The sequence below is a fragment of the Parabacteroides acidifaciens genome (assembly GCF_003363715.1).
Classification (GTDB): Bacteria; Bacteroidota; Bacteroidia; order Bacteroidales; family Tannerellaceae; genus Parabacteroides; species Parabacteroides acidifaciens.
In genome coordinates this window covers 76,322-99,249 of sequence record NZ_QREV01000010.1, presented here as the reverse complement: position 1 = coordinate 99,249, position 22,928 = coordinate 76,322, and the positions used below count along the sequence as shown (strand labels likewise).

Below are 22,928 nucleotides of genomic sequence, written 5' to 3'. Positions count from 1 at the left end.
ATGTTTTAACACAATCTCATTGAATAATGTGCTTTACGACATACTTAACTAATTTTTGCATACATCCTGCCTTCATTTCTCCGCACTCTTTTATATTTGATTCAAATCTGAAACAATATTTCAAATATGAAAAGCAGTATTCCAAATATGGAAAAACCGGAAGAGAACTACAAGGTGCCCAATCTCGAAAAAGGGATTGCCGTACTGGAGTATCTGTCGCTTCACACGCAAGGCGGCACGCTTCAGGAAATCAAGTCTGATCTCGACATTTCCCAGACTACGGCTTATCGTATTCTGAATACGCTTGTACGCTTGGATTATTTGATATATAATGAGGATACAAAACGATACAAGTTGTCCCGCAAATTACTAACTTTGGGATTCAGATCGCTAAACGAACACAATCTGCTGGAAACTGTTTTACCGCGTCTGCGTGACTTGCGCGACCAGGTGAAAGAGACAGCATGCTTCGGCGTGTTAGGGGATAAGAAAGGCATTTTCATCGAGCAGGCGCAGGGACATCATACGTTCCGCTTCATCCTGTCTCCGGGAAAATCTTTCGACTTGCATTGTTCGGCTCCGGGAAAAGCAATTATGGCATATTTGCCGAATACTGTCCGGGACCGTTATTTGTCATACATGGAATTTACACGCTACAACGCCCGGACGATTACTACACGTGATGCTTATTTAGAGGAATTGGAGAAAGTCCGGAAATTGGGCTATGCCATGGACAACGAGGAAGAACTGAACGGTGTGATTTGCATCGGTGCTCCTATCTTTAATTTCACGGGTTATCCTTGCGGGGCCATCTGGATTTCAGGCCCGAAGGACCGCTTGTCGAAAGAGGTGGTACGGACATCCGTAGACTGCATAAAGAATGTGGCGCAGGCTATCTCTCTTGAATTAGGATATAGTAAAGCAAGAAAAATATAATACATAATAATCTTACCATGAACACACGAAAATACATGCTAAAAAACTCACTGGTGGCTTGTTTTGCCTGCTGTTGCATCTCCATTGCTTCAGCAGGCAATCCACCGTTCTTCCCGACGGACATTGCCGTGAACGGGAAAGGTGAGTTGTTGATGACAGATAAAGGAGTAAAGCGAGTGGATGTCTTTTCGCCTGACGGTACGGCATTACTGCGCTCTTTCCCGATGGATGAAGCGCCTACCGGCATCCTGATGGATGGAGATAAAGCGTATGTGACTACTTTCGGAACGACAGGCCATTTGCAGGTGCTGTTGTTGGAGTCGGGCAGGATAGAGGCTTCCATTCCGACCGGTTCGGGAGCTTGCCATCCGATGTTCGGTCCGGATAGGAAACATATATATGTATGTAACCAGTTCCAAAATACAGTATCCGAGATCGACCCGGCGTCGCGCAAGGTGGTACGCACCGTGAAAGTGCTACGCGAACCGAAATCGGCCGTGTTCAGCAAGGATGGCAAATATATGTTTGTCACTAACTTCCTGCCGGCCCAGCGGGCTGACCTCGATTACGTGGCCGCCTGCGTCTCGGTTATCGAGATGGATGGCTTCACAAAGGTGAAAGATATTCAGCTGGCCAACGGCAGTAACGCACTTCGAGGCATCTGCATCACTCCCGACGGCAAATATATTTACGTCTCGCACAACCTGGGACGCTTCACGGTTCCGACTTCACAGTTGCAGCAGGGCTGGATGAACACCAGCGCTTTCAGCGTGATCGACGTGGACAAGCAGGAATTCTTAGGTGCCGTTGTAGTTGACGAACCGGAACGGGGCGCAGCCGGTATCTGGAGCATCGCCTGTAATGACGAATCAGTCTTTATCTCACATTCCGGTACACACGAAGTCAGCGTGATCGACCATAAAGCCATGCTCGACAAGTTCCTGAACTATCCGAACAAGGCGGTGCTGGATTATGACCTGACATTCCTCTATGGCTTGCGCGAACGCATCCAGTTACAAGGAAACGGTCCCCGCAATATGCTTTTAGTCGACGACAAACTGATCATCCCGACCTATTTTGCCGACGTATTGAACATCATGGATATCCAGACCAACGAGGTGACGGCAACCGAACTGAACCCGGGCCGCGAAGAAAGTGATGAAAACAAAGGAGAACGCTATTTCAACGACGCCTCCCACTGCTTCCAGAACTGGCAAAGCTGCAACGGCTGTCATCCGGGCGATGCCCGTACGGACGGCATGAACTGGGACTTGATGAACGACGGTGTCGGCAACTCCAAGAACTGCAAGAGCCTGCTCTTTAGCCATGTGACGCCTCCCAATATGATTTCCGGAATCCGCGCATCGGCGGAAGTGGCTGTCCGTGCAGGATACAACTTTATCCAGTTCTTTGATATTACCGAAGAAGACGCCCTTTGTGTGGATGCTTACCTGAAAGCGCTTCGTCCCGTCGCCAGTCCTTATCTGGTCAACGGCGAACTGTCCGAACTGGCAAAAGAAGGTCAGAAGGTCTTCGAGAAGCTGAAATGCGGCGAATGCCACAGCGGCGTTTACTACACAGACATGAAAATGCACCGTATCGGTGAAGACATAGAGTTCGAGAAAGGATGGGACACTCCGACTTTGCGTGAGGTATGGCGCACGGCTCCTTATCTGTTTAACGGACGGGCTGCCACGATGAAAGAGGTGTTCAGCGTCTATAAACACGGCATCGAGAAGAAAGTATCAGAGAAAGACATCGAAGCACTAACCGAATACGTAAACTCTTTATGAACTACTGCGATAAAATACATTATAATATTTATACAACCGGGGTTGCTGCCTTCAGTGAAATGGTCGACGCCTTGCTGGCGCAACTGCCGCAGGACGAACAGATTCTCCGCTTGGCCTTCTTTGGCATGCCGTCCGACAACGAGCAATATGTCTCTCGCCGTATCATTCTGCGTGAGAAGATCCGCAAGTACTACGGCAACCACGAGCCGGTGCTGAGCTATGTCTCCCAGCCGCCTCTGAATGCCGGATTGATTCTGGAAGTTCACAGCTACAAGACCGGCGAAGGCGATCATGTCACATTCCGTCATTACGGCGGTTTCCCGTATGTCGTATTGGAGAATGCAGACGGACGTTTCCTTTTTGCCGGCGGTTTCCACGGAGATGTGATCAATTTCGGTATCCAGCAGCAGTCGGCGGAAGTATTCCACATGATAGGCGAAGTGATGCGTCGGGAAGGTTTCCCCGTAAACAGCATTATCCGCCAATGGAACTACATCGAGCAGATTACGCGTTTCGATGGCCCGGACCAGCATTACCAGATGTTTAATAACGCCCGTGCCGATTTTTACGGGAAGACAGACTGGAATAATGGCTATCCGGCTGCAACCGGTATCGGGGCTAATCTGGGCGGAATCCTGGTAGATCTGGATGCGGCTGTTTTTGCCCGTCCCGAATGTTATGCCACGCCGATCGACAATAAGTTGCAGGTCGCTGCACACGCTTATTCGGACCAGGTCCTGGAAGCTGCCCAGCAGAAGAAGGCGACTCCGAAGTTCGAACGCGCTAAAAGTATGACCTTTGATGGCAGGCGGATCGTCTATATTTCCGGCACGGCTGCTATCCGGGGAGAAGAAAGCCTGGTGGGAGTGGGCCTCGGACGCCAGCTCCATATCACAATGGAGAATATCGACCAGTTGATTGGAAATGCTAAGTTGAAGATGCTGCGCGTCTACCTGAAAGAAAAGTCTTTCTACGAAGAAGCACGCGAATTGTTGGAAGGCTATCGGTTGGATATACCGATTTCCTATATGTGGGCGGATGTTTGCCGGGATGAGTTACTGATCGAGATAGAAGGAATCGCCATCGAATAGGAGTTTCATAGGCATGGAACAAAAGTTTCATGGGCATGAAACTAAAGTTTCGTCGGCATGAAACTAAAGTTTCGTCGGCATGAAACTAAAGTTACCTAAGGAGGAAAGAACGAATATTATTAACTAAATAAACAAAAGAAAGAAATGAAAAAGAATCTGATGAAATTAACGGCTATGGGAGCACTCTTGCTTTCTATGGCAGCATGTACCGGCAAAACATCTACTGGCGAAGCTACTTGTTGCGCAGCAGCGGGTAAAGGGCAATGCACCGAACAGTGCGGAAGTGATTGTGAGAATGAATGTGGAAACAATGCTAACTGTAAAAATAAGAAAGAAATGAAGTATTCAAAGAAGTACACAAACGCCGACTTTTACAAAGACGGCAAGTTCCAACAGGATGTTGCCACAGAGGCAATGAAAGACATGTTTGCTTTCTACGGTGTTCCTTACACCGAGTTGATGGCTAAAGACATGTGGGTAACAGATTTCGGTCTGGGTGATTTTGAAAACGTAGGTATGGGCGGTATCTTCTGGGTGAACGACGCAGACTATGGTTACTTTGCTCATGCAATCTATCTGCTTCCGGGACAGATGATTCCCGAGCACGCTCATGTGAAAACTAAATTCCCGGCTAAACACGAGTCTTGGATGGTAGAAAAAGGATGGGTGTATAACTTCTCTGAAATAGGAGACGAAACGCCTAACGCTCCGGCTATTCCTGCCACTCACGGCGCTATCAAGAGCAAGAACTTCGTGGTTCAGAATGTCGGTGATGTTCTTCGCCTGAAAAAACTGGAAACATTCCACTTTATGATGGCTGGTCCTGAAGGTGCTATTGTTGATGAATGGGCATGCTATCACGATAACGACGGCTTGCGCTTCACTCATCCGAAAGCTTCGTTATAATGTAAGTAATACCACCTTATAATTTATTACATGAACAAATACTATTTATTAGTATCACTCTTTCTGTCCTCTTCTGCCCTGGTATCCGCAGGACCCAAGCAGAAGAAGGCGGAAACGTGGATTGATGCTTCAGTCAAAGCTAAGACGGAATTGCAGGCAAAGCTGAAGAAATCCGGAATGCCGATCATCTCTACCTGGATGAAACATAAGGCGAAAGCCGAACCTTTCGTGGTAGATTTGAAAGGACTGGATAAGCTGGTGCTTGTGACTGCCGGAGGTCCCGACGGTACGGATTACGACCAGGCTGTATGGGCAAACGCCCGTCTGATAAAAGCCGATGGTACAGCCGTATGGTTGGACGAGGTTCCTTATGAATATGGTGTTGCCGGTTGGGCGGCGCCTAAGATGAACACAAATGCTTACGATCATGAGATTTTCATTGCCGGCAAGGAATATAAACACGGTGTCTTCTGTCATGCAAACGGCACATTGGTCTATCCGGTCAATGGTGAATATGTCCGTTTTGAAGCTGAAGTCGGTATCGATGATACATCGAGCGGCGGAAGCGTCTTTTTCCAGGCGTTGAATACTGTTCCGGCTTTCGTGGCAGAAGAGTTGAATGCCAAATACCCGAAGGAAATCGGCATGTTAGGCGCTGTATTGGACGGCTTGGATACCTGGCTGATTACTCCGGATGCTTCTGTCGAGAAACAGGCTGCGGAGAATGCAATCGCCCGGTTGAAAGACGGTGCTTATTTCACCAATGTAGCGAAGCAGATTGCCGGTGAGAAAGACCTCTATACACAGATACACCAGTATCTTGCATTGGTCGAAAAAGTACAGGAAGTCTATAACCTGCAGAACGAACTGGAATGGTTGAACGTGGAAGCTGTCAAGCTGGCCTTTGGCGATATGAAAAAGCAAAAGGGTTATGATGCTGCCAAATACGAACCGATGCTGAACGAATTGATACAGCTCGAAAAGAAAGGCTTCAAAGGTATTTACAACGATGACGCGCAGGTGATAGCCGATGCCAAGAAAGCATTGGAATGTAAACGTGCCATCCTGCTGGCCAACCCGTTGCTGGATGCCGACAAGATTGTGGCCGCCCGCTTTAAAGTAGGGGCCAAGGCGCATCAGATCATGACTCCTTCATTAGGAACGCAGGCTAATAACTGGAGTAACCAGGAATCGGCCGGTCGCGAAGGCTTCGATGCTGAAATTGTCGAACTCTCCAATCTGCGTGGCGACGTACAGATGCGTCAGGTCTACAAGCCGACGAACGGTTCTTCCATTGCCGACCTGAAGTTGCACTGGGACGGTGATCGTGTGATGTTCACACAGACACAGGACGACAAGCGCTGGAACATCTACGAAGTGAAGTTAGATGGAACAGGCTTCAAGCCGTTGGTTGAAAACGACGAACCGGACTTGGAGTTCTATGACGGGACTTACCTGCCCGACGGCCGTGTGATTGCGATCTCCAATATCGGTTACCAGGGTGTTCCTTGTGTGAACGGTTCTGATGCAGTAGGTAATATGGTGCTGTATAATCCGAAGGATAAGAGTATGCGCCGTCTGACGTTCGACCAGGATGCCAACTGGAATCCGGTTATCATGAATAACGGACGCGTGATGTACACCCGTTGGGAATATACCGACCTGACTCACTATTATTCCCGTATCGTCATGCATATGAACCCGGACGGAACGGAGAACAAGGCTCTCTATGGCAGCGGCGCGATGTTCCCGAACAGTACGTTCGACGTGCAGCCTTTGCCCGGTCATGGTTCTGCCTTCGTCGGCATCATCTCCGGCCACCACGGCGTAGCCCGTTCCGGCCGTATGATTATCTTCGATCCGACAAAAGGACGTAAGAGCACACTCGGTATGGTACAGGAAATTCCTCACCGCAACCGTCCGGTCAAAGAAGAAATCAAAGACCAGCTGGTTAATGGCGTATGGCCGCAGTTCATCAAACCGACTCCGCTGAACGACAAATATTTCTTAGTTGCAGCCAAGTTAGACCCGCATGCACTGTGGGGACTTTATCTGGTGGACGTTTACGACAACGTGACTTGCCTGATGCAGGCTGAAGGTGAAGGGTATATCAGCCCGATCCTGGTGCGCAACACCAAGACTCCTCCGTCTATTCCTGACCGTGTGAAGCTGAATGAAAAGGAAGCAACCTTCTTTATCCAGGATATCTACGAAGGCGAAGGCCTGAGAGGTATTCCTCGTGGTACGGTTAAATCTCTCCGTCTGCATGCTTACGAATATGCGTATGTGAAAACTCGCTCCGATCATAACTGGCATGGTATTCAGTCCGGTTGGGACATCAAGCGTATATTAGGTACGGTTCCTGTCGAAGAAGACGGTTCCGTGATCTTCAAAGCTCCGGCCAATACTCCTATTTCCATCCAGCCGTTGGATAAGGATGGCGTTGCTATCCAGTGGATGCGTAGCTGGGTGACAGGCCAGCCGGGTGAAGTGGTTTCCTGTATCGGTTGCCACGAAGACCAGAATCAGATTCCTATTCCGAAGCGTGTGATCGCATCGCAGAAGGCTCCGTCGGTTTTGACCTTGCCGGAAGGCGGTACGCGTTCCTTTACGTTCGATCTGGAAGTGCAGCCGATCCTTGATCGTGCATGTATCGCTTGTCACAATGGCAATGGCAAAGCATTCGATCTGCGTGGCGGTGTGAAAGATGAGTTGGGTTACGGTACGTCTTATCTGAACCTGCATCCTTATGTACATCGCCAGGGTGGTGAAGGCGATATGGTTGTCCTGCAGCCGTACGAATATCATCCGAACACCAGCGAGCTGGTCCGCCTGTTGAAGAAAGGCCATCACAATGTGAAACTGACGGATAAGGAATGGAAGACGCTTTATAACTGGATCGACTATAATGCTCCGGACAAGGGTTATTTCAACGCAAACGTCCTGGATATGCTTCCTTACAAGGGATTCGACCAGATCAAACGCCGTAAGGATTTGACCGACAAGTATGCAAATGGTGCCGGTGTGGACTGGAAGAAAGAGATCGCCGACTATGCCGACTATCTGAAGAAACAAGGCCCGATCACTCCGGAAATGCCGGAAAAAGCTGCTCCTGTCAAGGAAAAGCAGGTGAAGGTGAAAGGCTGGCCTTTCGGTGCAGACCGTATCAAGGAAATGCTGGCGAAGGAAACAGAAACCCGTAAAACGGTGGAAATCGCTCCGGGTGTTAAGATTAACTTCGTACGTGTTCCTGCCGGTGAATTTGTAATGGGTAGCTATCGTGGTGAACCGGATACTTATCCGACAGCTAAGGTGAAGATAGATAAAGGTTTCTGGATGGCGGAATTGGAAACAACCAATGAACAGTTCAACGTTGTTTTCCCGGATCACGACAGCCGTTTTGTGGATCAGCAGTGGAAAGACCACGTGAACCAGGGTTATCCGGCCAACAAACCGGAACAGCCGGTTATCCGTGTCAGCTATAACGACGCCATGGAGTATTGCAAGAAACTGAGCGAAAAGACCGGTCTCAACATTACGCTTCCGACAGAAGCGCAGTGGGAGTGGGCTTGCCGCGCCGGTAGCGATCAGGACTTCTGGTATGGCGATATGCACACCGACTTCGGTAAGAAAGACAACTTGGCTGACAAGACAACGCTGTTGCTTGCCGTTTCCGGTATAGACCCGCAGCCGATGGCAAAGACCAATCCGTGGTACAAATACTACACCTTCCTTCCGAAAGAAGAAAGCGTGGACGACGGTAATCTTGTCCAGGTAGGCGGTAAGGCATACGAAGCCAATCCGTTCGGTCTGTACAGCATGCACGGGAACGTAGCCGAATGGACCCGTTCGGATTATGTATCTTATCCGTATAATGAAAAGACGAAAGAGACATCTGAATATAAGGTGGCACGCGGCGGTTCCTATATTGATCGTCCGAAATATGCCGCAGCTTATACCCGTAAGGCTTATTACCCGTATCAGCGTGTGTTTAATGTCGGCTTCCGTATGATCATTGAAGATTGATAATTAAGATGTATAAATGACATCTATCAACTAATAGAGCACACAGATGTGGCGGATTGCCACAGATTATTTCATTGCACGATTAATCTGCGTACATTTGCCGCATCTGTGAACTCTAATTATAATGTAAATGAAAACAAGTCTCGAAAGATTTTTCTCCTCTTTTGTAACGACGATTGTCCTGTTACTGATTTATGCCTTTGGCCTGGCCGTTGCCACTTTCATTGAAAAGTATCACGGTACAGCTGCAGCCAAAGCAATGGTTTATTATTCCCCTCTATTCTTCCTTCTCCAATTTCTTTTAGTTGTCAATTTCCTGGCGGCAGTCGTCAAACACCAATACCTGAAACGTGGCAAATGGGGACTGATACTGACCCATTTCGCTTTTATCATCATCCTATTAGGAGCTCTCACCTCTTTCCTTTTCGGTGAGGAAGGCATCCTGCATTTGCGTGAAGGGGAGACAAGCAACCGGATTGCTGTCCGTACTTCCGATAACACAACCTATCATACCCTGCCTTTTTCCGTTGAACTGAAGAAATTCACCTTAACCCGTTATCCCGGTTCCGCCAGTCCTTCGTCTTACGAGAGCGAAGTAATTGTCCATGTGGACGGACAGGATCGTGAAGAACGGATTTATATGAATAATATTTTGGATGTAAAAGGTTACCGCTTCTTCCAGGCTTCCTATGACCAGGACGAATACGGAACCATCCTTTCCGTCAACCGTGATGTGGCCGGACGGAATATAACTTATACCGGTTACTTGATATTGTTGGTTGGTTTGATTCTCAGCCTGGTCGGCAAAGATTCCCGTTTTATGCGCCAGAGCCGCCGGTTGAAAGAACTGCGCCGGGCGACGGATGTAGTGGTCGTAGCGCTTGCCTTACTGGCTTTCTCCATGCCGGCGGAAGCAAAAGGTGATGCTTCTCCCATGCTGGATGCCGTACAGAAATACCAGGTGAGCCCTGCCCATGCCGAACTGTTCGGCGCTTTGCCGATCCAGTCGGCTAACGGGCGTATGATGCCGGTCAATACGTTCTCTTCCGAAGTGCTTCGTAAACTCCATAAATCGGATAAGATCGGCAAACTGAATTCCGACCAGTTCCTGTTGAGCCTTCTGGCCATGCCGGATATGTGGATGCGGGTTCCTTTTATCGCCCTGTCCAATCCGGAGCTGGCAAACTACTATGATCTGACGGACGGCGAATGTGCTTATATCCAGGTTTTCGACAGTAACGGTAATTATAAGTTACAGGATAAGCTGGAAGAAGCCTACAATAAAATGCCTGCCCAGCGTACCCGTTTTGATAAGGATTTGATGAAACTGGATGAACAGATGAACATCATCCATCAGTTGATGAACCACCAGATGTTGAATCTCTTCCCGAAGGAGAACGATCCGAACCATAAATGGTACGCGCCGGGTGACGACCTTTCGGCTTTTGCCGGTAAGGACTCCATGTTCGTGTCCCGTATCCTCGAATGGTATTTAGGCGAAGTACAGGAAGCGTTGAAGAGCGGCGACTGGGCAAAAGCCGACGAAGTTGTAGGGATGATCGGCACGTATCAGCAGGCAAAGAACAAAACACTCGATATCAGTCCCAAACGGATGGAGGCAGAGTTGAAATACAACAAGATGGATGTCTTCCGCTATTGCAAGATCGGCTATCTGATCCTGGGCGGGCTGTTGCTGGTCCTCTCTTTTGGTATGCTGTTCCGTCAGAGCCGCTGGATGAAGATGACTGCCTGGCTATTAGGTATCGGTGTGTTGGTTGTATTCCATTACCATATGTTTGGTATGGGTATGCGTTGGTATATCGGAGGCTATGCTCCCTGGAGCAATTCATACGAGACGATGGTCTATGTCGGATGGGCGACTGTCCTGGCCGGTTTGTTGTTCGTGCGGCGCAGTACGATCACCTTTGCGTTGGCTACCCTGTTTGGTGGTATCATTCTTTTTGTGTCCAGTTTGAATTGGATGGATCCGGAGATCAATCCGCTTGTTCCTGTTTTGAAATCTCCCTGGTTGATGTTTCATGTTGCGGTTATCGTAGCTGCTTACGGTTTCTTCGGTATCAGTTGCTTGATCGGGTTGACCAATATGGTGATGATGTCTATCCTGGGAAAGAAGAACGGGGAGATGCTGAAGACACGCATTACGGAACTGAGTATTGTGAACGAGATGGCGCTTTGGGTAGGACTTGCCTTGATGACTGTCGGAACGTTCCTCGGAGCTGTCTGGGCTAACGAATCATGGGGCCGTTACTGGGGATGGGATCCGAAGGAGACTTGGGCGCTGATTACGATGGTTGTTTATGCCGTGGTTGCCCATCTTCACTTGGTAAAACGTTGGAATAACCCCTGGTTGTTCAACTTAACGTCCGTCGTTGCGTTTGCCTCTGTACTGATGACTTTCTTCGGTGTCAATTATTTCCTGAGCGGGATGCATTCATACGGGCAGAATGATAATGTGAATGGAATATTTACCTACCTTTATATGGCATTGGGTGTTGTCATTGTTCTGGCTTTCCTTTCATATAAGAGATGGAAGAGGGCAGAGTAGATTAGAAGAATAGAATAAACAACGAATAATAAATATTACGAACACTTAAAATTAATTAGTCATGAGAACATTTAATCACGTCGGTATCGTAACGACAGAAAAAGTAGAAGGGGCTATGTTTAACGAAGGCCTGAGCGTATGGTTGACGGACTACAGCAAGAGCCCGAACCGTATCGAGTTCCTGAAATTTGAAGCAGGAAGCTGTCTGCCCGAGTTGGTGCAGAAACAGGGACATATCGCTTACACTGTTCCTTCCTTGGAAGAAGAGCTGAAAGGTAAAAAGGTCATTTTTGGTCCGGCTGTATGTGACGAACATCTTACGATCGCTTTCATCGAAGAAGAAGGCATTGCTATTGAAATCATGGAGATTAAATAATAATATAAATAACTTAAATAGGAGGAAAATACCATGTCAGACATTAAGACAAAATTCATAAATGATCCTGAACAGATAACACCCGAATTGTTGGAAGGCTATGTATTGGCATATCCCGACCAGGTTAAATTGGGAGGTGAAAACATTGTAGTACGTGCCAACCCGAAGAGTGAAGATAAGGTTGCTATCGTTACTTTGGGCGGTTCCGGCCATGAACCTGCATTGAGCGGATTCGTTGGCGAAGGTATGCTGGACTGCTCCGTAGTCGGTGACGTGTTTGCCGCTCCCGGTGCACAGCGTTTGTTTCAGGCTTTGCAACTGATGAAACGCGAAGCCGGCATCCTGTTAGTTGTCCTGAACCACTCGGGCGACGTGATGAGTGCAAACATGGCTTGCCAGTTGGCAGAACGTGTAGGCATCAAGGTGAAGCAAGTGCTGACTCACGATGATATCAGTGCCGGTATCGGTGCTAACATAGACGACCGCCGCGGTCTGGCCGGATGTGTGCCATTGTACAAGATACTGGGCGCTGCCGCCGAAGAAGGCAAATCACTGGATGAGCTGGCTGAAATAGCAGAACGTTATAATAAAAATGTAGCAACTCTGGCTGTCGCTATGCGCTCTTGTACACATCCGCAGAATGGTGGTACGATCACTGACCTGCCTGCCGGTATCATGGAGATCGGTATGGGGCAGCATGGTGAAGGCGGCGGCGGACAGAAACCGTTGGTATCAGCTGACGATACGGCTGCCGAAATGGTGGACCTGCTCTGCCAGCAGCTTCAGCCGAAGGCCGGCGATAAGATGATGCTTATCATCAACGGTGTAGGAGCTACTACACACATGGAACTGAACATTATCTTCCGTAAAGCCTACAAGGAATTGGAAGCCCGTGGTTTGCAGGTTGTCGTGAGCCGCATCCAGGAAATCCTGACCGTACAGGAACAGGCCGGTTTCCAGATGATCATGGCTATCCTCGACGAAGACCATATCGACTATCTGAAGAATAAACGTGCTGATGCACCTTACTGGACAACAATCGGTAAATAAACGAGATATGAAACAATTGACTATCGAGAACTTCAAGGCGATGCTGGACACCGCCTTGAAGAACATCAAAGAACGCGAAGACGAATTCTCTAAACTGGACGCCGTTATCGGTGATGGCGACCACGGACAGGCAATTGTAACGGCTATGTCCGCCATCGTTGCTACGGCTCAGAAAGGAACAGAGTTTAAATCCATGTTGAACGATATGGGTTTCGACGTCATGCTGCAGGTGAGCGGCTCTACCAGCACCCTGCTGGGTGCCTTTTTCTTAGGTATGAGTGACCATGCTGCCGGAACGGAGCTGGATGCAGCCGGAGTGAAAGCGATGTTTGCCGGCGGCCTTGCCAACGTGCAGAAACAGACAAAAGCTCAGAAAGGCGACAAGACCATGATGGATGCACTGATCCCTGCTGTGGATGCTATTCAGGCATGCTCTTCCGACGACATCAAAGAAATACTGGAAGCCGGTGCAAAAGCCGCTCTTGTCGGTGCTGCTTCGACTGTCGATATGAAAGCTAACTTCGGTCGTGCCCGTAACTACGGCGAACGTTCCATCGGTTATGCCGACAGTGGCGCTACTTCCTGGAGCTGTATGTTTGCTTCATTCGCCCAGGCATTATAACACACTCCTCGTAGGGACGGTTCGTGAACCGCCCTTCGTCTGATTTAATTAACTGTATAACAAATAAAGAAAGGAATAACACTATGCCAGATATGGATGGTTTCAGAGAAGCAAACAACTATGGTTTCGGACAGACTTCTCAATTTGATAATTTTCATGTAAAAGGTGCGTCTAACTTACCCTGGGGGATGAAAGACCGTCTTTCCCGTATCTTCAACCCGAAAACAGGTCGTGCCGTTATGTTGGCATTCGACCATGGATTTATTATGGGACCGACCTCCGGTTTGGAACGTATCGACCTGAACATCGTTCCTCTCGTACAGTATGCCGATTGTATCATGTGTACACGCGGTATCCTGCAAACTTCGATCCCTGCTAATATCAATAAACCTGTCTGCTTGCGCTCGGATGCCGGCTCGACAATTCTTACGGAACTGAACCGTAACGTTCTGATCGACATCGAAGATGCAATCCGCTGCAATGCATCCGCATTGGCAGTCATGTTCTCTGCCGGTGACGGCGACCAGGAAGCGATAACGGCTGCCAATCTGGTTGAAGCCGTGGACATGGGTAACCGCTACGGTATTCCTGTGATGGGCGTTACGGCTGTCGGCAAACAAATGGCACGCGACTCCCGTTATTTCGCACTGGCTTCCCGCGTATGTGCTGAAAACGGAGCTTCTATCGTGAAGACTTACTATTGCGACGGTTTTGAAAAGGTTGCTGCTTCCTGTCCGGTTCCCGTAGTGATTGCCGGCGGTAAGAAACTCCCTGAGAAAGAAGCGCTCGAACTCTGCTATAATGCCGTTAACGATGGTGCTGCCGGTGTCGATATGGGACGTAATGTCTTCCAGAGCGAAAGCCCTGCTGCCATGATCCAGGCTGTACATGCTGTTGTACACGAAGGTTTGACGCCGGAACAAGGCTTTGAAATGTTCAAGGATTTGTCAAAATAATAAGCCATGCGTAGATTATTTACATATCTCTGTTCTGCATTGTTGCTGGTGACTGCCACTTCCTGCGAGAAGAAAACAGAAAAATTGCTGTTAGGCGGTTCCGGGTGGAACAAGATCGTTATTATTGATAAGAACACCAAGCAGGTGGAATGGGAACATCCTCTTGAAAAAGGATGGGAGTGTAATTCCGCTGTTGCCACTCCGGACGGTAATATCCTCTTTGCCTATGCCAGAGGTGCGAAGCTGATCGACCGCAATCACCAGGAGATCTGGAATATTGCAGCTCCGGATACTTGCGAGATGCAGACTGCCCGCGTATTGTCCGACGGCAACTATTTGTTAGGTTGGGTAGGCCATCCGGCTGTAATCATGGAAGTAAGCCCGAAAGGCGATATCCTGTCGCGTACCGAGTACGAAACAGGTATCGAACATCCGCACGCCCAGTTTCGTCAGCTGAACAAGAACGAACGTGGTAACTACCTGATGCCTCTCTTCGCTACTTCACAGGTTCGCGAGATATCTCCGGCTGGTGAAGTCGTGAAGATTACAACGCTTGAAGGAACTCCCTTTACTACTCTGGCCTTGGCTAACGGTAACTATTGGGTTGCCTGTGGCGACGGTCATTCCCTGATGGAAGTGAATCTCGATAACGGGCAGGTAGCTCGTCGTTTTGGTGAGAACGATATCAAAGGTGCCCGTCTCTTCTTTGTTGCCGGTCTGCTTCCCGCAAAGGATGGCGGCCTGTATGTTTGTAACTGGCAGGGCCACGACAAGAATGCCGTAGAGGCCAACAGCCCGCAAGTATTCGAGATCAACGAGAAAGGCGAAATACTTTGGAGCCTGAATGACAATGAAAAGTTCGGTATGATTTCTACAATCAGTGCGATCGAATAATCGCGATACTGTATAATCTTTCTACCCTATAGCCTTTTGCGAGACAGGCTATAGGGTATTTTTTTAATTAGAAGGTTGTATATAAGTTTTATTTATCATCCCATAGATAAAACTTATCCCGGTTCTGAGTAGCGCTTGATTTTTCTATGTTACCTTTGTGCTTAACAAATCTAAATAAACCAATATTTATGCTTAACACTATTCTTAGTAAGAGGACGGCATTACCTGTAGGGCTGCTTGCATTGGCTCTGGTATTGCCTTCGTGTGGTTCTTCCGAATACAAGAAGTATGCGGATAACCAGGCAAAACAGGTTGCTTCCATTCTTCGGGAGAACGGATGCATGGAATGTCACTCGGCTACGGCACCGCTTCCTTTCTATGGCAAACTTCCCCTGATCGGCCCGACGGTAAAGGCTGATATGCGGGAGGGTACACGCTATCTGGATCTGACGGCTATGCTGGATGCGCTCGACAATGGCAAACTCGTTTCCGAATCCGACCTGGCAAAGGTGGAGGATGCCGCTCTTTCCGGCTCCATGCCTCCCGCCAAGTATTCCCATATGCCGATGCATTGGGGTACCACGCTTGACAGCAGTGAAAAGGCTGTACTGCTCTCATGGGCTAAAGATGTACGTAAAAAGAATTACTCGACACCGACTGTCGCCGAAGAATTTGCCAACGAACCAGTACAGCCACTGCCTGTATCGATTCCGACCGATCCGGCAAAGGTGGCGTTGGGCTTCGATCTCTATCACGACACACGCCTTTCGGGTGATAATACGATTTCTTGTGCAACTTGTCACGGATTGGCTACCGCAGGTGTGGACCGTAAACAATATTCCGAAGGTATTGACGGGCAGTTTGGTGGCGTGAATGCTCCGACGGTCTATAACTCGGCTCTGAATATTCTCCAGTTCTGGGACGGACGTGCTGCTGACCTGAAAGAACAGGCTGCTGGTCCTCCTCTGAATCCGGTGGAAATGGGTAGCCTTTCGTTCGACGATATCTCGGCTAAGCTGGCTGAAGATAAAGAGTTGAGCAAACGCTTCCTGGAAGTCTATCCGGAAGGTTTCAACCAGTCGACTATAACCGATGCAATTGCCGAATTTGAAAAGACGCTGCTCACTCCGAGCCGTTTCGACAAATATCTGATGGGCGATAAAACAGCTTTGACTGCCGAAGAAATTGCCGGTTACGAATTGTTTAAGGAAAACAAATGTGCAACTTGCCATACCGGTGCTAATCTTGGCGGACAGTCGTTTGAATACATGGGTATCAAGGACAACTACTTCGATTATCGCGGTACGGGCCTGACTGATGGAGACAACGGACGCTATGCCGTGACTAAGAACGAACAGGATCGTCACCGTTTCAAGACCCCGACATTGCGTAACGTGATGCTTACGCCTCCGTATATGCACGACGGTTCGATTGCCACAGTGGAAGACGCTATCCGCATCATGCACCAGTTCCAGATCGGTAAGAACATTTCTTCTGACGATACCAAGAGTATTGTGGCATTCCTGAATACGCTGACCGGAGAGTATAACGGCGAGCTGTTACAATAAAATCCGGTTTTTTGCGTTATTGCTAAGTAAGATAAACAATAACGTGCATGCCCTTCCGTCTGGTACATATCATTCTTCTGTTGGTCGCTCTCACGAGTGTCGGTGAAGCGTGGGGTCAGGAGGAAGGGCTTGCTTCTTATTACCACAAGCGTTTTCATGGACGTAAGGCGGCCGATGGGAGTATCCATGATAACGACGAGCTGGTGGCTGCCCACCGGACCTATCCTTTCGGTACTTACCTCCGTGTCACGAACCTTTCCAATATGAAGCGGGTGATTGTCTGTGTCACCGATCGCGGTCCCTTCCGCAAAGGACGTATTATCGATGTTTCCGACGGTGCCGCCGAACTGTTAGGATTTAAGAAAAAAGGACTTGCCCGTGTCCGTATCGAAGTCGTTCCCGGAAAGATCGATCTTAGTTTCCTCGACTTCCTTTATCCCGAAATACCTTTCTTAAAGGTTGATCATCTTCGTCCGAAGCCTCCTTACAGGATGGAGATTAATAAATAAATCTAATGATTTTCTAATCTCACCTAAGAGTTTTCTAATCAGATATACAGACTGGTAAAATCGCAGGTCCGTACATTTGCCAAAAAAAAGAAAAAGCAAATGTACAAACCTGTTTTATTTGTGTTATTATTTTTCCGTATATGGACGGTTACGGCGCAGGATAATACCGTTAAACTGTCTTTGGAAGATGCGGTCGGGCGTTTTACCACGTGTAATCTTTCGTTGATAGCCGAGCGCTACAACATTGACATGGCCGAAGCCGAAATCATTCAGGCGAAACTGTTCGATAACCCCGTAATCTCACTCGAACAGAATATCTATAACCGTAATAACGGCAAATATTTTGATGTAGGACGTGAAGGAGAAGCCGTTGTGGAGATCGAGCAGCTGATCTACATTGCCGGTCAGCGTAACAAGCGTGTCCGTCTGGAAAAGATCAATAAGGAAATGGCTGCCTACCAGTTTGAGGAAGTTCTTCGTACACTGCGGGGAGAACTGAAATCTAAGTTTATCGATCTTTATTATACACAAAAGTCTGTATCGGTTTACGACCGTGAGATCAGCTATCTGTCGACATTGCTCAATGTCTATAAGGAGCAGAGTGCAAAGGGGAACGTCTCCCTGCTGGAGAAGTCGCGTATACAGGCTCTTTTGCTTTCGCTGCAGCAGGAGAGGAATGATCTTTCCAACGAATTGGTCACTTTGCAAGGCGATCTCCGGCTACTGTTAGGATTGAAAAGCAGTGAGCTTCTGGAACCGCTTTTCGATGAATCGGTATTGGAACATATCGACTTGGATAAGCTCCCGTTTGCCGAGTTGAGCGCCCGTCTTTCCGTCCGTCCGGATCAGAAGTTAGCTGAGGCGGGCATACGGGCATCGGAAGCGGACGTGCGGCTGCAAAAATCGCTTGCATTCCCGGAAGTGAGCCTGAAAGGTGCGTATGACAGGGCAGGGAACTTCTGTAATAATTATTTCGCAATCGGGCTAAGCGTATCGGTCCCGATCTTCAATCGCAATCAGGGGAATATTAAATCGGCGCGCCTCTCGGTGTTGCAGAACAATAGCCGGGCGGAGTTAGTCCGCCGGCAAGTGGATAACGAACTGTTTGCTTGCTATACCAAACTGGAAAAGGCTTTACAGTTATACCGTTCGTCAGACTATGAGCTGGAACGGGATTTCAATCGTATCATCGAAGGGGTGAATACGGGTTTCCAGAAGCGTAATATCAGCCTGTTGGAATTTATCGACTACTATCAGGCTTATAAGGAAACCTGTCTACAGTTGTATAACATAAAGAAGAATGTGTTGCAAGCTGTGGAAGACTTGAATACGGTTGTAGGAGATTAATACGGATAAATAAAATAAACTCAAAAACATATGAATAAGAATAATTTATTAATAATTCTTTTGCTTCCCTTGTTCGCCTCTTGTGGTAAACAGGTGGCAGTACAGGAAAAAGCGGCTGACGGTCTGATGTTGACGGATAGCCTTCAACAGGTCATCTCTATTGACACCGTCCGGGAAACCGCATTAAATAACGAACTGCTATTGAACGGACGTGTGACTTTTGATGCCGGGCAGGTAGCGCATGTCTATCCCATCTTCGGTGGAACCATTGCACAGGTAAACGTGGAGATTGGCGATTATATCCGCAAAGGCGATGTCCTTGCCGTTATTCGAAGCAGTGAAGTGGCTGATTTCGAAAAGCAACAGAAAGATGCCGAGCATCAGCTCGCATTAGCAAACCGCAACCTCGAGGCGACGCGCGATATGCTTGATAGCGGAACCGCTTCCGAACGCGATCTTCTGCAAGCCGAACAGGAAGCAGCAAATGTAATGGCTGAGGTGAAAAGGCTTCGGGAAGTTTATGATATCTATCAAATCAATGCGAACTCGACTTATAATATTGTATCTCCCGTTTCCGGTTTTGTGGTGGAAAAGAATATCAGCAAGAATATGTTGATCCGTTCCGATCAGGGAGAAGAGTTATTTACCGTTTCCGGTCTTGACAACGTTTGGGTGATGGCTGATGTGTATGAAGGCGATATCCGGAAGGTAAACGAAGGTGCGGATGTCCGTATTACGACACTTGCTTATGGGAAGGACAAGGAGTTCACCGGGACGATCGATAAGGTTTATAACATATTGGATGATGAGAGCAAAACAATGAAAGTACGTATCAAATTGAATAATAAGGATTATATGCTTAAACCGGGAATGTTTACGAATGTGTATGTGCAATGTCGGGTGGAAGGGGAACTTATGCCCCGTATTCCGGCCCATACCCTGATATTTGAAGGGGGCAAACAGTATGTCGTATGTGTTGGTCCGGATGGATACCTCCGCATGCAGGAGGTCGATGTCTATAAACAGACTGACAAGTATTGCTACCTGAATACCGGTTTGAAAGAGGGCGACCGGGTAGTGAACAAGAATGCGTTGTTAGTTTACAATGCGCTGAAATAATGATCCTTTAGAAGAGAAGACAAGATGCATACATTCATAGATAAGATTATCACCTTTTCCCTCAGGAACAAGTTTTTTATCTTTTTCCTGACCGTGATAGCCATTATTGCCGGAGCTGTCAGTTTCCTGCATACGCCCGTCGATGCCTTTCCCGATGTGACGAATACGAAGGTGACCATCATCACCCAGTGGCCGGGACGAAGTGCAGAAGAGATCGAGAAGTTTATCACGATCCCGATCGAGATAGCCATGAATCCGGTACAGAAGAAGACGGATATCCGGAGTACAACCTTGTTCGGGCTGTCGGTGATCAATGTGATGTTTGACGATGATGTGGATGATTTCTATGCCCGCCAGCAAGTCTATAACCTGCTGAACGATGCCGACCTGCCGGAAGGCGTGACACCCGAGGTACAACCTTTGTACGGACCGACAGGGGAGATTTTCCGCTATACGCTACGCAGTGATAAACGGACGGTGCGCGAGTTGAAGACGTTCCAGGACTGGGTGATTGAGCGGAAGCTGCGTGCGGTGCCTGGAGTGGCGGACATCGTCAGCTTTGGCGGTGAAGTCAAGACGTTTGAAGTGAGCGTGAACCCGAACCAGTTGATTAACTATGGAGTGACGACGCTCGAACTGTATGATGCCATTGCCAAGAGTAATATCAATGTGGGCGGTGATGTGATTACACGCAGTTCGCAGGCGTATGTCGTCCGGGGTATCGGTCTGATTAATGATGTGAAGGAAATCGAAAACATCGTTGTCAAGAACATCAACGGAACGCCTATTTTGGTTAAGAACCTGGCGGATGTGCACGAGTCGTGCCTGCCGCGTCTCGGACAGGTAGGCCGGATGGAAGAGGACGACGTCGTGCAAGGAATCATCGTGATGCGGAAAGGGGAGAACCCCGGCGAAGTGATTGCCGCGCTGAAAGATAAGATTGCCGATATCCAGCAAAATGCGTTGCCGGAAGATGTGCGGATCGTACCGTTCTACGACCGGGAAGATTTGGTGAATCTCGCTGTGCGTACGGTTACGCATAACTTGATAGAAGGTATTTTACTGGTAACTTTCATTGTGTTGATTTTTATGGCGGACTGGCGTACAACGGTAGTGGTGTCCATCATCATACCGTTGGCGCTGCTCTTTGCCTTCATCTGCCTTCGGGTGATGGGAATGAGTGCCAACCTGTTGTCGATGGGGGCGATCGACTTCGGTATCATCATCGATGGGGCTGTCGTGATGGTGGAGGGGCTGTTTGTCGCGCTCGACAAAAAAGCTCGCGAGGTCGGGATGCCGGCCTTCAACGTGATGAGTAAGATGGGGATTATCCGGCATACGGCGAAAGACCGGGCGAAAGCCGTGTTCTTCTCCAAACTGATTATTATTACGGCTTTGGTGCCGATCTTCTCTTTCCAGAAAGTGGAAGGGAAGATGTTCAGCCCGCTTGCCTACACGTTAGGGTTTGCCTTGTTAGGAGCGTTGATCTTTACATTGACGCTTGTACCGGTTCTCTCGTCGATGCTGTTGAAAAAGAATGTGCGCGAGAAACATAACCCGTTTCTTGCTTGGGTGAACCGGGCTGCAACAGGGTTGTTCGACCGCTGCCATGCCCATAAACGGATGATGATAACCGTTACGACTTTAGTTGCAGCCGTAGGGTTGTGGTGTTTCACACTTTTGGGGACGGAATTCTTGCCGCAGTTGAACGAAGGTTCTATCTATATCCGTGCGACGCTTCCGCAGAGTATCTCGTTGGATGAGTCTGTGAAACTGGCAAACCAGATGAGGCGTACGTTAGCTTCCTATCCGGAGGTCCGGCAAGTACTTTCGCAGACGGGACGCCCGAATGACGGGACGGATGCGACGGGTTTCTACAATATTGAGTTTCATGTGGACATCTATCCCGAGAAAGAATGGAAAAGCAAGTTGACAAAGGCGGAACTGATAGATAAAATGCAGGACCGGCTGGATGTTTATCCGGGTGTGGATTTCAACTTCTCGCAACCGATCAGTGATAATGTGGAAGAGGCTGCCAGCGGTGTGAAAGGCTCTATTGCGGTGAAGGTCTTCGGTAAAGATTTATATGAATCGGAGAAAAAAGCGGTAGAAGTCTATAAGGTATTACAGACCGTAGACGGCATAGAAGACTTGGGCGTCATCCGCAATATCGGACAGCCGGAGCTCCGGATCGAACTGAATGAATCCCGTCTGGCACGCTATGGTGTTGCCAAAGAGGATGTGCAGTCGATCATCGAGATGGCGATAGGAGGCAAAAGTGCTTCATTGCTTTATGAGGATGAGCGGAAGTTCAATATCATGGTGCGTTACGACTCCACGTTCCGCCGTGGCGAAGAAGAGATCGGGAAGATATTGGTTCCGGCACGTGACGGGACGATGGTTCCGATTAAAGAGTTGGCTGATATCCGGACGATTACCGGACCACTGATTATCTATCGTGACAATCATGCCCGTTTCTGTGCCGTTAAGTTCTCTGTCCGCGGACGTGATATGGGAACGGCTGTTGCCGAGGCGCAGCAGAAAGTACAAAAACAGGTGAACCTTCCCGAAGGATATACCCTGAAATGGACCGGTGATTTTGAGAACCAGCAGCGTGCGACAAAGCGGTTGGCACAAGTCGTACCCGTCAGTATTGCGATTATCTTTATCATCCTTTTTGTCCTCTTCGGAAATGCCCGCGATGCAGGATTGGTTTTACTGAATGTGCCCTATGCTGCCGTTGGAGGTATCCTCGCTTTGTTGATAACGCGGTTTAATTTTTCTATCTCGGCCGGTATCGGGTTTATCGCCCTTTTCGGTATCTGTATACAGAACGGGGTGATTATGATTTCGGATATCAAAAGTAACCTGAAAGCCCGTAGCCCGTTGGATGTGGCGGTGAAACAAAGTGTCCGTTCGCGTGTGCGTTCCGTCCTGATGACAGCGTCGATGGCCGCAATAGGTTTGATGCCGGCAGCTTTGAGTCACGGTATCGGTTCGGAAAGCCAGCGTCCGTTGGCAATCGTCATTATCGGCGGTCTGATCGGCGCGACATTCTTCACTCTTTTCGTCTTTCCGTTGATGGTGGAGGCTTTTTACCGCCGGATGCTTTACGATAAGGATGGGAAATTGTTACAACGCAGGTTGTAACGGGGTGTCAGGAATAATT

At 48.5% G+C, this 22,928-nt stretch carries 16 protein-coding genes; all 16 read left to right on the top strand.

The window, feature by feature from the left end:
* Positions 1 to 126 precede the first annotated feature (126 nt).
* The 16 genes from DWU89_RS06535 to DWU89_RS06460 all read left to right on the top strand — a co-directional run bounded on the left by DWU89_RS06535 (position 127) and on the right by DWU89_RS06460 (position 22,909).
* Positions 127 to 936, top strand: coding sequence for an IclR family transcriptional regulator (locus DWU89_RS06535; RefSeq protein ID WP_115498834.1), 810 nt, complete (start codon positions 127 to 129; stop codon positions 934 to 936).
* 17 nt (positions 937 to 953) lie between these two features.
* Positions 954 to 2,729, top strand: a complete 1,776-nt coding sequence (locus tag DWU89_RS06530) for a YncE family protein (RefSeq protein ID WP_115498833.1) — start codon at positions 954 to 956, stop codon at positions 2,727 to 2,729.
* The gene (locus DWU89_RS06525; protein ID WP_115498832.1) at positions 2,726 to 3,820 is read left to right on the top strand and encodes a chorismate transformation enzyme, FkbO/Hyg5 family; all 1,095 of its coding nucleotides are present in this window, start codon (positions 2,726 to 2,728) and stop codon (positions 3,818 to 3,820) included. The genes DWU89_RS06530 and DWU89_RS06525 overlap by 4 nt, the downstream gene beginning before the upstream one ends.
* Before the next feature lie 144 nt (positions 3,821 to 3,964).
* Entirely contained in the window at positions 3,965 to 4,726 is a 762-nt protein-coding gene (locus DWU89_RS06520) for a cupin domain-containing protein (protein ID WP_115498831.1), read from the top strand.
* A 30-nt stretch (positions 4,727 to 4,756) separates the two neighbouring features.
* Complete coding sequence (locus tag DWU89_RS06515) at positions 4,757 to 8,752, top strand: SUMF1/EgtB/PvdO family nonheme iron enzyme (RefSeq protein ID WP_115498830.1); 3,996 nt, start codon at positions 4,757 to 4,759, stop codon at positions 8,750 to 8,752.
* A 130-nt stretch (positions 8,753 to 8,882) separates the two neighbouring features.
* The gene (gene ccsA, locus DWU89_RS06510; protein WP_115498829.1) at positions 8,883 to 11,318 is read left to right on the top strand and encodes a cytochrome c biogenesis protein CcsA; all 2,436 of its coding nucleotides are present in this window, start codon (positions 8,883 to 8,885) and stop codon (positions 11,316 to 11,318) included.
* Positions 11,319 to 11,379: 61 nt separating this feature from the next.
* Positions 11,380 to 11,694 carry a hypothetical protein gene (locus tag DWU89_RS06505; protein WP_115498828.1) on the top strand — a complete coding sequence of 105 codons (315 nt, stop codon included), beginning with the start codon at positions 11,380 to 11,382 and terminating at the stop codon, positions 11,692 to 11,694.
* A 33-nt stretch (positions 11,695 to 11,727) separates the two neighbouring features.
* Entirely contained in the window at positions 11,728 to 12,744 is a 1,017-nt protein-coding gene (locus tag DWU89_RS06500; RefSeq protein WP_115498827.1) for a dihydroxyacetone kinase subunit DhaK, read from the top strand.
* 7 nt (positions 12,745 to 12,751) lie between these two features.
* A complete protein-coding gene (locus DWU89_RS06495; RefSeq protein WP_115498826.1) occupies positions 12,752 to 13,366 on the top strand; it encodes a DAK2 domain-containing protein in 615 nt (204 codons plus the stop codon).
* 83 nt (positions 13,367 to 13,449) lie between these two features.
* Positions 13,450 to 14,322 carry a 3-hydroxy-5-phosphonooxypentane-2,4-dione thiolase gene (gene lsrF, locus DWU89_RS06490; RefSeq protein ID WP_115498825.1) on the top strand — a complete coding sequence of 291 codons (873 nt, stop codon included), beginning with the start codon at positions 13,450 to 13,452 and terminating at the stop codon, positions 14,320 to 14,322.
* Positions 14,323 to 14,328: 6 nt separating this feature from the next.
* Positions 14,329 to 15,216, top strand: coding sequence for a beta-propeller domain-containing protein (locus tag DWU89_RS06485; RefSeq protein WP_115498824.1), 888 nt, complete (start codon positions 14,329 to 14,331; stop codon positions 15,214 to 15,216).
* Between the two features lie 188 nt (positions 15,217 to 15,404).
* Complete coding sequence (locus tag DWU89_RS06480) at positions 15,405 to 16,784, top strand: cytochrome c peroxidase (RefSeq protein WP_115498823.1); 1,380 nt, start codon at positions 15,405 to 15,407, stop codon at positions 16,782 to 16,784.
* Between the two features lie 47 nt (positions 16,785 to 16,831).
* On the top strand, positions 16,832 to 17,293 hold the full coding sequence (locus DWU89_RS06475; protein ID WP_115498822.1) for a septal ring lytic transglycosylase RlpA family protein: 462 nt from the start codon (positions 16,832 to 16,834) through the stop codon (positions 17,291 to 17,293).
* 99 nt (positions 17,294 to 17,392) lie between these two features.
* Positions 17,393 to 18,640 carry a TolC family protein gene (locus DWU89_RS06470; RefSeq protein ID WP_115498821.1) on the top strand — a complete coding sequence of 416 codons (1,248 nt, stop codon included), beginning with the start codon at positions 17,393 to 17,395 and terminating at the stop codon, positions 18,638 to 18,640.
* A 30-nt stretch (positions 18,641 to 18,670) separates the two neighbouring features.
* Positions 18,671 to 19,759, top strand: coding sequence for an efflux RND transporter periplasmic adaptor subunit (locus tag DWU89_RS06465; protein ID WP_115498820.1), 1,089 nt, complete (start codon positions 18,671 to 18,673; stop codon positions 19,757 to 19,759).
* 24 nt (positions 19,760 to 19,783) lie between these two features.
* Positions 19,784 to 22,909, top strand: coding sequence for an efflux RND transporter permease subunit (locus DWU89_RS06460; RefSeq protein WP_115498819.1), 3,126 nt, complete (start codon positions 19,784 to 19,786; stop codon positions 22,907 to 22,909).
* Positions 22,910 to 22,928: the final 19 nt, after the last annotated feature.